Origin of the sequence: Pseudomonas sp. S10E 269 (assembly GCF_002798465.1) — a bacterium.
Taxonomy (GTDB): Bacteria; Pseudomonadota; Gammaproteobacteria; order Pseudomonadales; family Pseudomonadaceae; genus Aquipseudomonas; species Aquipseudomonas pergaminensis.
In genome coordinates, this window is record NZ_PHIJ01000001.1 from 1,955,591 (window position 1) to 1,970,624 (window position 15,034).

General features: G+C 60.2%; 10 protein-coding genes. 2 read left to right on the top strand and 8 right to left on the bottom strand.

Annotated elements, in window-relative coordinates:
• Window position 1: 1 nt before the first annotated feature.
• The 5 genes from CWC48_RS09055 to CWC48_RS09075 all read right to left on the bottom strand — a co-directional run bounded on the left by CWC48_RS09055 (window position 2) and on the right by CWC48_RS09075 (window position 8,792).
• Window positions 2–520 (bottom strand): penicillin-binding protein activator LpoB, encoded by a 519-nt coding sequence (locus CWC48_RS09055; RefSeq protein ID WP_100491719.1) that lies wholly within the window; start codon window positions 518–520, stop codon window positions 2–4.
• 26 nt (window positions 521–546) lie between these two features.
• A complete protein-coding gene (locus tag CWC48_RS09060; RefSeq protein ID WP_100491720.1) occupies window positions 547–4,155 on the bottom strand; it encodes a tetratricopeptide repeat protein in 3,609 nt (1,202 codons plus the stop codon).
• Complete coding sequence (locus CWC48_RS09065; protein WP_078046420.1) at window positions 4,133–6,946, bottom strand: bifunctional glycoside hydrolase 114/ polysaccharide deacetylase family protein; 2,814 nt, start codon at window positions 6,944–6,946, stop codon at window positions 4,133–4,135. Before CWC48_RS09065 ends, CWC48_RS09060 begins: the two co-directional genes overlap by 23 nt.
• A 62-nt stretch (window positions 6,947–7,008) precedes the next feature.
• A complete protein-coding gene (locus CWC48_RS09070) occupies window positions 7,009–7,941 on the bottom strand; it encodes an NAD-dependent epimerase/dehydratase family protein (protein WP_100491721.1) in 933 nt (310 codons plus the stop codon).
• A gap of 359 nt (window positions 7,942–8,300) precedes the next feature.
• Window positions 8,301–8,792, bottom strand: a complete 492-nt coding sequence (locus CWC48_RS09075; RefSeq protein ID WP_078046418.1) for a hypothetical protein — start codon at window positions 8,790–8,792, stop codon at window positions 8,301–8,303.
• 121 nt (window positions 8,793–8,913) lie between these two features.
• On the opposite strand from CWC48_RS09075, the gene CWC48_RS09080 reads away from it, so the two are divergent.
• Window positions 8,914–9,801, top strand: a complete 888-nt coding sequence (locus CWC48_RS09080) for an AraC family transcriptional regulator (RefSeq protein ID WP_100491722.1) — start codon at window positions 8,914–8,916, stop codon at window positions 9,799–9,801.
• Between the two features lie 15 nt (window positions 9,802–9,816).
• Here the strand turns inward: CWC48_RS09080 and CWC48_RS09085 are convergent, their stop codons facing one another.
• Both CWC48_RS09085 and CWC48_RS09090 read right to left on the bottom strand, forming a co-directional pair.
• Complete coding sequence (locus CWC48_RS09085) at window positions 9,817–10,518, bottom strand: SDR family NAD(P)-dependent oxidoreductase (RefSeq protein ID WP_100491723.1); 702 nt, start codon at window positions 10,516–10,518, stop codon at window positions 9,817–9,819.
• Window positions 10,519–10,798: 280 nt separating this feature from the next.
• Window positions 10,799–12,100, bottom strand: a complete 1,302-nt coding sequence (locus CWC48_RS09090) for an OprD family porin (RefSeq protein WP_100491724.1) — start codon at window positions 12,098–12,100, stop codon at window positions 10,799–10,801.
• Between the two features lie 411 nt (window positions 12,101–12,511).
• Between CWC48_RS09090 and CWC48_RS09095 the strand changes: the two genes are divergently transcribed.
• Entirely contained in the window at window positions 12,512–14,599 is a 2,088-nt protein-coding gene (locus CWC48_RS09095) for a TonB-dependent siderophore receptor (RefSeq protein ID WP_100491725.1), read from the top strand.
• A gap of 90 nt (window positions 14,600–14,689) precedes the next feature.
• On the opposite strand, the gene CWC48_RS09100 is transcribed toward CWC48_RS09095, so the two are convergent.
• Window positions 14,690–14,908 carry a hypothetical protein gene (locus CWC48_RS09100; RefSeq protein WP_078046414.1) on the bottom strand — a complete coding sequence of 73 codons (219 nt, stop codon included), beginning with the start codon at window positions 14,906–14,908 and terminating at the stop codon, window positions 14,690–14,692.
• Window positions 14,909–15,034: the final 126 nt, after the last annotated feature.

The following is a 15,034-nucleotide window of genomic DNA, read 5'->3' on the forward strand; positions in this document are numbered from 1 at the left end:
TTCACTCGAACCGAAGGGCGCCAACAAGTTTGTCGATTACCGTCTGAGCATTGCCCGCCAGGCTTTCACGGGACCAGCCGGCGCGTGCGCCACTTTTGCTCCAGAGCACACGACCGCTGCTGGCTTCCAGAACGCGCAGGCTGATGCCGACCGCTGGCTCGCCGTCCAGGCCGTTCTTGTACTGCCACTCTTCCACGCTGCCGGCGACGACGTAATCGAGCTTTTGCTCACGCGCCCATTCAAGGGCACCGGTCAAGCGCTCGTTGTCATCCATCAGCGCTTGTTCGCCCTGGGTGCTGGCGGGGTAAACCCGCGGTTGCAGGCCGTGGCTGCTGAGCACGCTGAGCAGGATCTGCTCGCTGCGCTCACCGGCTTGCGGGGTCTGGGAGTAGTTGATCATCGGCACGATGCCCCACTGCGCATTGCGCGGCAGATTCGGGCTGTTTTCACTGGTGAAGCTGGAGCAGCCGGCGACAAACAGTACTGTCAGGGCCAGGCTCAGGTTACGAATTGCTTGCATAGGTTTTTCTCCCGTAGATTCTGTAATCAGCGCCCGAAACGCACGCCGTAGCTCATGCCCAGTGTGCCGCCGGACTTGCCATCCCCGCCTTGTGGCGCAGATTGGTAGCCGAAGGTGAGGGCCAGTTCGTCGTCACCCAGGACTTCGAAGCCGACGCCGGTGTTGATGCCGTAATTGAAGGTTTGATCGGTCCACTGCCAACCCGCCGTCATGTCCACCAACCAGGTGTATTGCGGCTTGCTGCGCACCAGCGCTCCCGGTATGCCGCGGCGCCAGGAACTACCGACGTAGAGTTGGCCGTAGCGGCTTTGCAGCAGGTCGGCACCGGTGACGGTGTCCACATCAAGAGGATCGAGCGCGCCGGTATCCGGGTCTGTCGACTGAGGCGTGATCTTGATAGCACCGCCATTGCGGCTGGACAGGTAATCCAGATTGCGATCCTTCACGCTGTTCTTCTGGTAATCCACACCACTGCGCACCGTCCAGTTAGGCCCGGCGAATTCCAGCGTGTGGTTAAGCTCCAGCTTCACTGCATGGCCGGTGCCCAGCGAGTCGCCAGCGCGGGTCGAAAACGACCGCTGCGCCACTTCCCAACTCAGCTGATCCCGTGCGGTCAAGCCATGACGCCCGCCGACCCAAGCCCGGTCCTGCTGGCCGAAAGCGCGCATCAGGCCGCTGTCGTCGCTCTTGCGATGCCAGTCCAGGCCGGTCTCGAGTTGATGGCTGGTACCCAGTTGCCACATACGCGACAGCCCCAGGCCGTTGCGATCGTCGTCCTGGCGCTGGCTGGTATCGGCGAACAGCTTCCAGCTGCCGTTTTCCACCGAGCGAATCAGGGTCAGGGCCGCGTTGCTCTCTTCACCGATTCGCGAGGAGATCACGTCGTCGCCTTTGTATTTGCCATGTTCCATCTCGACGTCGGCGTACCATTTGTCACCCAGGTTATGGGCGATCTCCAGGCGTGGAGAGTCAAACGAAAGGCCACCAAAATCCTGCTTCTGATAGGACAGCAGGGCGCCTTGCGGGGTGGATTCGTGGATCTCTACCGCCTGGCGGCGCAGTTGCTCATTCACCGAGCCCGGCTGGTCATCGCCCAATGCCGAGAGGCTGGTTTCCAGGGCTTCATTGTTACGGTTCAGACGACTGAGGGCCTGGGCACGCTGCGCCGGGTTCAGGTCGCTGCTGGCCAACAGGGTTTCGACCTGCGCTTTGTTGCGGCTGCGCAAGGCTTCCTGGATTTGCTCATAGCGGTCGACCTTGAGGCCTTGGGTGCGCGCCCAGGCAAGCCAATCGTCTTTCTGCGCTTCTTGATTGGTCGAGTCCAGACGAGCCAGCAGGCGTTCGAACCACAGCTGCTTCATCGACGGCGAACCGTCTTTCCACTTCAGCAGTTCTTGCTGTGCCTTGCGTGGCGAGTAGCTGCTGGACATCAAGCGCAGCCAGATCGCGTAGCGCTGGGACGACGGTTGCAAGTTGTCGGCCTCGGGGTTGCGCAGTAGTTTCAGGCGCAGACGCTGGGCGGCATCCTGGTAGCCAGAGGTTTCCAGTGCGTCGGCATAGGCCGCCTGCACCAGCCAGTCGTTCGGGGAAAGCTTGAGGTACAGGCGATACCAGGCCAACGCCTCGGCATCGCGACCCAACAGCTGGCTGGCACTGGCGAACGGCAACCACAGCAGGCGGTCTTCGCGTGCATAGGCACGCCACTTGGCCAGCAAGGGCTTGAGTTTGACCGTGTCAGCCTGGTCGACGTAGAGCCAGGTCAGGCGCTCGCGGAACAGGTTGTCATTGGGATAGCGCGACAGGCCCAGCAGGTACAAACGCTCGGCTTCAGCGCTATCACCCTGCTCGATCGCCAGCGCGCCACGCACCGCCAGAACCTGGGCCTGCTCGTAGGCATCCGGGTACTGCTTGGCGTCTTCCAGCAACGCGACGACCTGGTCCCACTCCTCCAGCTCCTGAGCCAGTTGCAGCGCCTCGACCAGTCGCTGCGGGTCTTGGGCGCGATGCCAACTGGCAACCATCAACGCCAGGGCGCGCTGTGGGTCGCGGGTGCGGTACAGCGTGATCAGCTGGCTCTCGTCACCACTGACCAGCTTGCCATTGAGGGACAGCAGTTTTTCCAGTGAGACGCGCAGGTCTTCGTCGCGCTCCAAGTCCCAGGCCAGGGCAGCACGGGTGCGCCAATACTCCGGGTCATCGATGGACGCGTCAGCGGACTTCACCACTTCCCATGCAGCCTGTTCATTGAACAGCTTCATTTCAGTGCTGGCCCAATCAACCAATTCAGCCGTGGTCAACTTGTAGCGTTTTGCATAGTCCTTGTAGAGCGTGCCCTTGGCCGCGAACTGCCCGGTGTTTTCCAGGTTTTGCAGCAGGCGCGTCCAGGCCAGGCGATGCGACGGGTATTTGCGCAAGTAAGTGCGTAACCAGGCCTCGGCTTCGGCGGGTGTACCGCGCGATTCGTGGCCGTAGATCAGCGCGTCCAACTCGGTATCTGTCAGCGCACGTTGCTGCATGATCTCGGCGAGCAACGGGATAGAGCGGTCAAAGTCGAACTGCTGGCTCGCGAGGCGCCAGGCATGCTCGCGGACTTGCGCGTCTTCCTTGAGCTTGAGCACGCGGATCCAGTAACCCAGCGCCGCTTCATTTTCGCCGCGCCATTCACCGAGCTTGGCCATCTGTTCGAGCAACTCGATATCATCCGGATAGTCGACCGTCAGTTGCTGACCGGTGTCCCACGCGCCCGCCAGGTCATTGATGGCCAGGCGAACATGGAACTGCTTCAACGGGATACTCGGGTTATCAGGTTCCAAGGCATGCCATTGCTCAAGCACACGCTGTGCGAGCTCGAACTGCTTGGTCGCCACCGCGACGTCGACGCCCTGCTTCAGCCATGCTACGTCGGTCTGCGGGTTCGTGAGCATCGGCAACTGGTCGGCAAGCACCTGTGCAGCCTGCTCGTCACGGCCGGCCGAGAGCAAACTGTTGAACGCCAGTTGCGCGTACTCACGCTGCTCGCCAGGTTGCTGGGCGTCGCGCTTGAGTTGCAAATAGATCGCCGCCGCACGTGCCGGTTGTTCACCCGCCAGGTACCACTGCGCGGCCGATTTGAGGGCTTCGTTCTTTTGCGCAGGATCACGCCCGGCAATCTCTTCAAAGACGCTCGCGGCAAATGCCGGGGCCTGCAATGTCAACGCCAGCTTCGCCAGGTTCTGCAACTGCGCCACCGGCAATTTACGGTGATCGAAGCTTTCCAGGCGCTCTACCAATGCCTGCTGCGCGATCAGATCATTACCACTGGCGGCAACCAGCGCATCCAGCTCCAGCCGGTAGTAAGCCTGGGTTTCCAACTGTGGCGTGGGCCAGGCTTCAATGTGCTCGCGCGCCTTGGCGTAGTCACCGAGGCGAATCAGCAGGTCAACCAACTGCAATCGCAGGCGGTCGTCGTCCGGGTGTGCTGTCAGCAACAGCTCGGCATAGTTGGCCGACACGGCGTCGGGTTCGCGCCCGTCGGGCTGGAACACGGATTCACGCTGAAAAGTCGCCCACAGCAGACCGCCTACGGCAACCGCGACTACCGCCAGCGCCCAGGGGTTGAGCAGCCGACTGTTCTTAGTTGCAGAGGAGCTGACCATTACTCACCTGCTTCATAGGTAATTGAAAAGTCCAAAGGCCGGCCGAAGCCTTGCCCGCGAATCGCTGCCCATCCACCTCCACGCGACAGGCTGTTGCCGAGCGCACGGAGAAGGACAGGTCAAATTGACCGGCGAAGGAAAAACTCACACGCCGATCATCCAGGTAGCGCCAATCCAGCAACGGCAGGTTGGCCTCCTCCAGTGCGGGCCTGGGGTCTCTGTCCGCGCGCAGCACAAGCAATGCCTTGTCGCTGCTCAGTGCCACGTAGCGCCCTTGCGGCAAGTCGCGCACACCGGCAATGCCTTGTGATTGCAGCAAGTCCGGCCAGCCCATTTGCGCATCGAGCCGCACGGTACGCAGTGCATCCATCCCACGGATCTGCCAGGCGCCGTCGGCGGTACGCGCCAGGCTCGACTGGTACAGGCCGTGCAGACGGTCGACGTAGTCACTCATCCACAACGACATCGGCTGTTGCTCGCGCATGTAGCCGTAGATCTCGTGCATGGCCTTGATCGAGGCCTGCTTGGTGCTGGAGTAGAAGTGGTAGTAGAGGTGCAGGCCACGCAGGCGGCGGGGGCTGTCGGTCAGCTCAAAGGTCTCGACCAACTCGCGAAAGCCGTAATACGGGCCTTTCCACAGGTTGGTGTAGAGGTTTTCGTTGATGATGGGCGCGTAGTACTGCAACCCGCCTGGGGTTGGGCGCAGCAAAGGGTTCAAGCCCGTCAGCGACGGATTGGCCTTGGTCATGATGGTTTCGGCGCCATTGACGTTCTTCAGGCCGGCGTCATAGGCCAGTTTGATGGTGTCGGACGATGGCAGCGCATCGCCTGGCCAGAACACCATCTTCACCGGCTTCTGCGGGGTGGTCAGGTTCTGGTTGATGTAGTCGCGCGAGCCAAAGATCTCGCGACGGAAATCGATTTTGTCGTAGCCGGCGATTTTCATGTTCAAGCCGTATTCCGGATTGAAATTCTCGCGCTTTTTGGCCTTTTCAGGCTGCATGAAAAAGGGGTGGCTGTAGGTGTGCGTGGCCACTTCGACTTTAGGGTTGGCGAAGATTTCTCGGGCAATCGGCTCAAGCTCACGCGCCAGGAACGGGAATGCACCACGCGGCGAGATCTCACCTTCGATGATCGACACCGAGGTCAGGAACGGGTTGGGCTTGATGTAGTCGTCCAGGGTGTGGCGACCGGCGTATGGAGTACCGCGCACTTCGGCGCGGGAAGGAAAACCGTCACCGTCGATATGCACAGTCGCGATGCGCCGGCCGTTTTCGGTGGTGGTGTCCGGGCGCGGCTGTGCCGGCAGCCTCAGGCTGGCCTGCAGAAACGCGAAAGGATCGAGAATCCAGCGGCTGCGCTCGTTGTTGATTTCCAGCAGGTAAGGCGCCAGTGCAAGGCCGCCCCAGTTACCCACCACCACCGGATTGAACACGGCGCCACCGGCACCGCTCAACGACAACGCCGGTGTCGGGCCGTTGGGCAGGACAGACACCGAAGCCAGATCACGGGAGCGAGGGACCACTGGCGCTTCGAACGCACCCAGTAAAGCCTTGTCCTGGTGAGTGATGGTCAACACTTGGGTCGCGGGTGGCACATCACGCTTGAGCCCCAGGCGCTTGAGCAGCAGTTTGTCTTCAACCGGAAGGCCGCTGAAAAACACCACCGGCACCTGCTCGTCCAGGCGAGCATTGAGAAAGCGATTGAACGCCGCTGCGTCCTGGGGCGGGCCGCTGGTCATCCAGGTCACAACACCCGCGTACACGCCACTGAAACCGTAGAGCGGCAGGTCACTGTTGGCCGGCAGATAATCGACACGGTAGCCGAGGTATTCCAGCAACCCACCGAGGTTGCTATGGCCAGCGGAATCTTCCAGCGCGCCTTCGCGCGGGTCGAAGATCATCGCAATGCGGCGCGGCTGGACTTCGATGCTGCTGATGCCCAGGGTGTTGAGGTCAGGCGTGCTGATGTACGGGATAAAACCTTCGTCGCGCAGACGCTTGGCGAGCTTGCGCGCTTCATCGCGACGCTCAGGTGGCAAGTAGTCAATCGCCACCAGTGGGACGCCCTTGGCGCGCAGTGGTTGCAGGTGCGTTTCAAGCCACTGGCGGTCGGACTCCGAGACCGGACGATAACGCTTGGCAGCGGCATCCCAACCGGCATGGATCGATTCGACAGCCACGGCGGCGGCGACGCCATCCAGCTCCGGCAACACTTCGAAGCCGCGGTTGAAAAACAGCTTCAGCGTGGGCTGACGCTTGTGCAACTCACGCAGCAGGCTGGCCAAGCCCACGCGCTGAGCTTCGCGCTGGTCTTGCGGCACCAGTTGGAAACTATCGAGCGTGTCGAGAAACAGACCCGCATAGCCTTGCGCTGCCAAGGCCTTGGCGCGACCGAACAAATGCTCACGCCAGGCCGTCGAGGTGAGGTCCATGACCTGACTGTTCCAGGCGTCGTTACGCACAGGGGAGACCGCCTTGCTCAACCCCGCTTTCTCGACCTCAGCCTTGTTGCCGTCGAACTCGCCGATGGACAGGTACGCAAACGGCTGGCTGCCCAGCGCCCGCAAGGTTTTCACATCACCCGGCGTCATGTGGCCCGGTTCGACCACGGCCCAGTCGAACTGCGCCAGTTCCGGCAGCGGTGGTTGCTCGGCATACCAGAAGGCCACGCTGGCCGGCTGGGAGACAGCAGCAGCGTGCACGGCCGGCCCACCGACGAACAAGGCAAGAGCAGCCAACAGCCGCTCAGCGATCGCGCGGACACGCGTCCTGCGGAAAACGATTTCCATAATTCACTCTAGAAGATGACTGAGCCAATACTGCGTTAACGTCGGGCGAATTGACCGGCGAACTACAAACTGCGCAAAAGCTGCGCCAGACCCTGGCCGATCGAGGTCGGTTCCGGGAGTGCAAAGCGCTCCAGCAGACGGGTGTTATTGGCGCGTGAATGGCGTATGTCGCCTTGGCGTGGCGCCTGGTACGTCACATCCAACGGGGCACCTGTGGCATTGCCCAGCTCAGCGATCAGATCGTTGAGGCTGGTCGAACGGCTAAGCCCGACGTTGATTGCATCAGGCGCCGGCTCGCGGGTCTCGACTGCCTGCACAAGGATGCTCACCAGGTCCTGCACATAGACGAAGTCGCGCGTTTGCTCGCCGTCGCCAAATACGGTGATGGGCTTACGCGACAGTGCGCGCTCGGTGAAGATGCTGATCACACCGGAGTACGGTGAGGAAGGGTCCTGGCGTGGGCCGAAGATATTGAAGAAACGGAATATCACCGGTTCCAGGCCATGCTCGCGACGGTAGAAGTCCAGGTAGTACTCACTGGCCAATTTGTCGCTGGCATAAGGTGTCAGTGGCGACTTGGGCGTGTCTTCCACGATGGCGGTGCCTTCACCGTTGTTGCCATAGGTCGCCGCGCTGGACGCAAACACCACGCGCGTCACGCCGGCCTTCAGCATGCTTTGACATACATTGAGCGTGCCGACGAAATTGGCCTGGTGGGTGGCGACAGGATCATCAACGGAGGCCTGCACCGAAGCCACCGCAGCCAGATGCACGACCGCGCTGCAATCTGCCATGGCCAGCTCAACGACGGCGCTGTCCGCGACATCGCCGACCAACAGTTCCAGGTCAGGATTCCCGACAGGCAGATTCGCTGTTTTGCCAGTCGACAAATCATCCAGCACGCGAATCTTGTAGCCTTTACCCAGCAGCGCATCTACCAGATGTGACCCAATAAAACCTGCACCACCGGTAACCAGAATTCGCCCTACAGCCATGACGTTCACTTCCCTAAGACTCATATGCAGGCGCGTAGAAACGAGCCTGCTAATACAGTGACAATGTTTAAGGGCTACACGCTTGGCCGTCCGAGTCGAAGCCGCCACATCCCTATATCTTGAAGATCCACAGCGCGCGACGAATGTGCGTCGCCGATATCATTTTAATGGCTTAGAGCCATCAAAACGTCGCGAATAATGTTGGATCCCAAGTGAACTGTCAACGTATTGTCTTTTTTGCCGCCAGACGGCAATTCGGGCCTGAAAATGCCATTTATTTGACGACTGTAATAGGATGAAAAGTGATCGGGCCTTCAATGACGCGGGCTGTGCGCAGGTGATGGCAGGCGCTGAATGGGTCAGTGGGCGATGCTGAGACGCGCCCTTCTGCGCAGGTGGATCATTTGTGCAGTCAGGCCAATGACAAGCGCCAACGCGATGCTCGCCTGCGCACCTAGCAGCAGTGGCGACTGCAGGTCTGTGACGAAGGGGTGGCCATCCGGCACGCGTCGCAAGGTCTCGGAAACCGTCGGCACCATCAGAAAGAAAGCGGTCAGGCTCAGGAACACCGTTTCCAGGTAAACCCGCGCCCGCCCCAACCAGGCCACGTGCCCTACGCCATAACCGGCAGCGAGCAATGCAATCGTGATGACACCAATGATGTTGCTGACGGGTTGCTTTGCGACCAGGAACACGGTGAGGCCACCGATCAACATCGAGACGAGATAGAACAACCCCGGCACTGAGCGGGGAACAATGCGTCCGTGACGAATGAACATGTAGGCGGCCAGTGGAATGGCCGGCAGGCTGCCGAGGGTGTGGATCCAGCCTAGGGCGGAGATTCCGAACATTTCAGTGCTCCCATGTAATTGGATGATGCGCATAGACGGCCTTCGCTGGAAAGGCGCTTCCCGATGGCGCGGTACGCTATGATTTCGAGGGTCAGCATATTGAGGACGTGGTCGAACCGACATGATGAATCCCCTGGAAAACTTGATCATTCATCCAGAAATGCAGCTTGAAGGGTTTGCCAGGGGCGATCTGCTGTCCCAAGTCTTGGCCCAGATCCGTCTGACAGGTGATCGCGTGTATCCCTGCGCGCTGGCGGATGCGCAGTGCCTCGCGCTGGATGAAAAGAGCGCGCACATTTGCGTGCTTCAGCAAGGCCAGTTGCATCTGGAAGTGGCCGACCAACCGCCGCTGACGCTCGACCAGGGCGATGTGATCCTGCTGCCCCACGACCCCTCGGGCATTACGATGACGGCGGTCAACGGCCCCGCCAACGTGGTCATCTGCCGGTTCTGGTTCGATGCGAGCAGCTTCCAGGCGATGCTGTTTGCGCTGCCGCGGCTTATCCATATTCAGCACGCCGAGGCTGCCGCCTGGGCGGAGGGCATCCTGCATTTCATGTTGCTCGAAGCCCATGACACGCAGCCGGGCGGGGCGTTGATGATTTCGCGCCTGATCGACCTTGTGGTGATTCGCATCCTGCGCACCTGGGTGCATCAGGGCGTCGCTTCCGGTTGGCTGGGTGGGTTGTCGGATGCGCGTATCGCCCGCGCGCTGAAAGCCATTCATGAAACGCCTGGCAAGCAGTGGCGCATTGATGCGCTGGCAGAGGTTGCCGGGATGTCGCGCTCCAATTTCTGCGAGCGTTTCAGCTCCCTGATCGGCCGCTCACCGTTGCGCTATCAGAACGAGTGGCGGCTGACACTGGCGAAAACCATGCTCGCCAAGCAGGACAGTCGCATCGGCGAGATTGGTTTTGCGATTGGCTATGAATCCGAAGCGGCGTTCAGTCGCGCCTATAAAGCCTTTTTTGGCCGGTCGCCACGCGAAGATAACGCCCGGCCGGCTTAGGCCGGGACGCCTGTATCAATGCCCGGCGCTTTGCCCGCCATCGACATGCAGAATCTCACCCGTCACAAACCCAGCGTTTTCCAGGTAGACGATCGCCTGGGCAACATCACTCACCTCGCCCATGTGCCCGACCGGGTGCAATTGCCCCAGCGCCGCGTGGGTTTCTGCGCTGTGCATCGGCGTCTTGATGATCCCCGGGCTCACGGCATTCACGCGAATCCCGCGCTTGGCGTATTCAATCGCCAACGATTTGGTCGCCGAATTCAGCCCGCCTTTGGTGAGGCTGGCGAGTACTGACGGCACGCCATCGATGGCATGGTCCACCAGGCTAGTAGTGACGTTGACGATATGGCCGGCGCCGTGTTTTTCCATCTCGGCGATGGCGAGTTGGGTGATGTAGAAAAAGCCGTTGAGGTTCACTGCGAGGACGTTGGCGTAGTCCTCTTGGGTGTAGGCCGTAAACGGTTTGGCGATGAAAATGCCGGCGTTGTTAATCAAGCTGTCGATGCGACCGAACGTGGCCAGGGCTTCACGAACGACGCGTTGGGCAGTGGCCGGTTCGGCGATATCGCCCGCGACGGTGTGGATGTCGGGATCGGTGGACGGCTGGATCGAGCGCGAAGTGGCGACCACGCGATAGTCGAGGGCGCGGTAGGCCTGGACCACGGCGGCACCGATACCTTGGGACGCGCCGGTGATGATGACGACTTTTTTCATGATGGTGCTCCAGTAGCCGGGCATCGGGATGATGGCCGGGCAGTGGGGCCAATTTAGGCTTGCGCAGGGAGTGGATAAAGATAGGCCTGGGTACTTCATTAGTGATGCGGTGTAATAGATCAACTGAACGGCGTGAAACTGCTTTTCCTATTAGTAATATTCCCGCCGCTATGGGCCTACCTTGCAAGCTCTTGCCGCCTGGACTGATCGCTGCCCATAAAAAAACCCCGAACCAGTCGGGGTTTTTTATCGCCTTGAATCAGGCGCGACCTGCGATCAATTAGAAAACGTTGATCGGGTAGTCGGCGAACAGACGGATTTCGTTACCGCCTACGTTGTACTGGTCAGCGTTGCTGGAAACGCGCAGCCACGAGGCACGCGCACGCAGGCTCAGGTCTTTGGCCGGGCCGCTCTGTACGACGTACTTGAACTGGTTCCAGATTTCACGCTCGGTGCCGTCGCCGCGGTTGGTACCGTCGTCGATGTTGGTACCGCGCACGTAGGCAACGTTGTAGGTCAGGCCTGGCACGCCGAAAGTGGCGAAATCGATGCCGTAGCCCACTTGCCACGAACGCTCGTCCTTGCCGTTGAAGTCGGACCAGTAGGAGTTGGCCAGCAAGATGGTGTTACCACCGTCACCGATGCCGCCAGCGTTACGGTAGCCGCCGTACAGGTAGCCAGTGTCGCCGGTGCTGCGCTGGTGAGCGACGGTGAAGCTGTGCGGGCCAACGGCCCACGTGGCGCCCAGGCTCCAGATTTTGTTGTCACGAGCGTTTTCGTCCTTCTGGTTTTCCAGGGCGAAGCTCTTGTCCAGCTTGGTTTTGTAGCCGTTGAAGTCGAAAGTCAGCGACTGTTTTTCTGGCAGGGCCAGCACGTAGTTGACGTTGACGTATTGCTTCTTCAGTACGTCCTGCATGTCGGAGGCGTACAGCGCGGCGGACAGGCTTTCGGTGAATTTGTAGCTACCACCGATGTAGTCGATGCTTTTCAGGCGACCGCTGTCGGTGCCTTCCATGCTCTTGCGCGCTTCTTTGGTGAAGTGACCCGCGTCCAGTTGCAGACCGGCGATCTCTTTGGAGACGATCGAAGTACCGGTGTAGGTTTCCGACAACAGACGGGAGTTGTCGTACTGCAGCACAGGCACGGCCGGGAACTGATCACCGTACTTGAGCACGGTGTTGGAAACGCGGAACTTCACGGCAGCGCCGCCCTTGGCTAGGTCGTGTGGTGCCGAGCCAGGGTTGTCGGCAGTGCCATTACCCGGTTTGAAGAAGTCGATACCGCCCGCGCCGGCGCGACCTTTACCACCGTCCAGACGGATAGCGTATTGGCCGATCACGTCCACACCCACACCGACGGTGCCCTGGGTGAAACCGGACTCCAGCTTACCGATGAAGCCTTGGCCCCATTCGGCTTTGTCTTGCTTGCCGTTTTTGTAGTCACGGCTGATGTAGGCGTTACGTGCGGCGATGTTCAGGTGGCTGTCTTCGATAAAACCCTTGGACTGGTCCTGGTCGTTAGCCATTGCTGCCGATGCGCTCAAAATCCCCAGAGCGATCAGACTCATCCGTTGCTTCAACATTTTCTTGTATTCCTTATTCCTGGTTGAGTACGCGCTGTGACACCAGGCTCCATGTCGCTTTTCTGGTGTCGACTGATTTCGGAAAAAAGAAGGCCCGCGGACGACTTAACTGGCCGCGAGCCTTTTTTATTCGATGAGTCATGGCGGTTAGCCACAGGCGTTGGGCGCAATCCTAGTCGCGCCCGGAACTATGTGTCAATTTCGCGAATCGTCTGTATTTAGGCGAAATAATTCTAAGGAAAGCCCTATCGACATACTGAGAGCGACAAAAAACCGCATCGAAAACGGCAAAAAACACATCTCGTAACATATTTCATGGCCGGCACGTTTGGTAATGGATAACGCGCGCAAATGCAAAGCATTACCATTAACGCGCAACTTTCCTTCCTAACAATTCGGATACATTCCTCCATGCCAGCCCCTCGCCTGACGCCCCTTTCCCTTGGGCTTTCTGTTATGCTGTCTGCCGGTTTTGCCTGTGCGACCACAACCTTGCCCGAAACCTCGGTCAGTGCCGAAGCTGACGAGGACGACCCACGCGTCAAGGAAACCAGCACCGCCACCCGCACCGCCACGCCCGTGCGTTATGTGCCCCAGGCCATCGATTCAGTAAAGACCGAAACCCTGCGCGCCTATGGCACCAATGACCTGGGCCAGGCGTTGAGCGGTATCCCCAACGTGAGCAGCGGCGCCGACACGCGCTTCGACAGCCTGCGCATCCGGGGTTTTGACGCGAGCAATGACTTCTACCTCGATGGCATTCGCGACGACAGCCAATACATTCGCGACCTGCACAACATCGAGCGCATCGAAGTGCTCAAGGGGCCGGCAGCAGTCCTCTACGGGCGAGGCGGTCAGGGAGGGATCGTCAACCGCGTGAGCAAACTGCCTACGGCCGGACACAAATCGAGCATCGAGGCCCAAGGTGGCAGCAACGATTTACGTAGTGTGTACGCCGATCTCAGCACCGACCCCACCGATAACATCAGCCTGCGCCTGAACATGGGGAACCAGGACAACAACAGCTTCCGCGATGGCGTCAGCGGCAACCGCCAGCTGTTCGCACCGTCCATGAGCTGGCAACTCACGCCGGACCTGAACTGGCTGGTGCAATACGAATACAGCCGCTACAACCGCACGCCAGACCGTGGCATACCCGGCGTCAATGGCCGCCCCGCGGATGTGAGCCGCAGCACCACCTACGGTGACAGCCGCGATTACATCGACGACAAAACCCAGTCGCTGCGCTCCAAGTTGGCCTATGAGCTCAACGATAACTGGCAACTGCGCCAGACCTTGGGTGTGTTCAAGCTCGACAGCGACTTCGACAACACCTACGCCACCGGCTACACCCCGGCGACCAATCGTGTCACGCGCCAGCGCTGGCAGCAGGACCTGACCACCCTCAATATCTTCAATAACGTCGAGCTCGAAGGCGGCTTCAGCACCTTCGGCCTGGAACACCGTCTGCTCACCGGCCTCGAGCTGGGCAGCCAGCGTCGCGATCCGAAGCTGTATACCGCCACTGCGGTCGCACAAGGCGGCCGCGTCGTACCGCCCCTGGACCTCAACCAACCCAATCGCAATCTCAGCCACACCGGGCGGATGAGTGTGTCGAGCAACAACCACACCGAAGTCGACAGCCGCGCCGTATATGTGCAGGACCAACTGCGCCTGAATGACCAGTGGCAAGTGCTCGCCGGCCTGCGTTATGACCGCTTCGAAGTCGACACCAAGAACAAGCTGCTCAACACCCAGCAGGACGTCAAAAGCCACAGCACCAGCCCGCGCTTTGGCCTGGTGTGGACGCCACTGGAGCACCACTCGTTCTACGCTTCATGGAGCAAGACGTTCTCCCCGGCAGGCGGTGGCCTGATCGGCATCACGCCGAACGCCGCCGGCAGCGTCAACGACCTGAGCCCCGAGCTGACCAAGCAGAAGGAAATCGGGGTCAAGAGCGACTGGCTCGACGACCGCCTGAGCACCACGCTGGCCGTGTACGAGCTGGAACTCTATAACCGTCGCACCAGCGACCCGCTGGACCGCACCATCACCCTGCTCAGCGGTCTGCAGCGCTCACGCGGTGTGGAGCTGACCGCCACCGGCAAGATCGTTGGTAACTGGTACGTACGCGGTGGCGTGGGCGTGCAGGACGCCAAGGTCGAGAAGGACAACAACGGCTTTGAAGGCAAACGCGTCAGCGACGTGGCCAAGCGCAATGCCAGCCTGTTCATCACTTGGAAACCGGAGATGGGCTGGTACGCCGAAACCGGCTTGACGCTGGTGGGCGACCGTTATGCCGACAGCCTCAACACTGTGGTACTGCCGGGCTATGGCCGTTGGGACGCGTTGGCCGGGTTCCGTCAGAAGGAATGGGATGTCACGGCGGCGCTGAACAATATCGCAGATAAAACCTACTACGCATCGGCGACCAGTGTGGCGCAGATTCAGCCAGGGGAACCGCGCAGCCTCGTCGTCACCGGCACTTACAGTTTCTAAATCACCACCTCCACCTAAAGGAGCCGGCTTGCCGGCGATAGCGGCCTGGAGTCATGCGCTGATTTCACCGACGCTATCACCGGCCGGCTCCTAAAGGGGCGCCATCAATTCGCATAATGCGCGCACTTCATCCTCGCTAAACAACCCCACCGGGTAGCGTTCACTCATCACGCTGCGCAGGTCTGGTTGTTGCCTGATCTGCCGCGAACCGTTTTCCTTCAACCAGAGCGCCAGTGCATGGATCGCGTCGCCGTTGACCCGCAGGGGGTGGAACGTGCGCGTGTACATCGGGTTGATATCGGCATTCATTTCAGCGCTCTCTCCTACTGCGTGAGCGGCTAACTTACTCAAGGTTTATGACAGAACTGCGCAGTCACTGCCTTGGGCCACTGTGACCAAACCGATACAAGAGCTATGCCAATGTCCCGTGTTTAT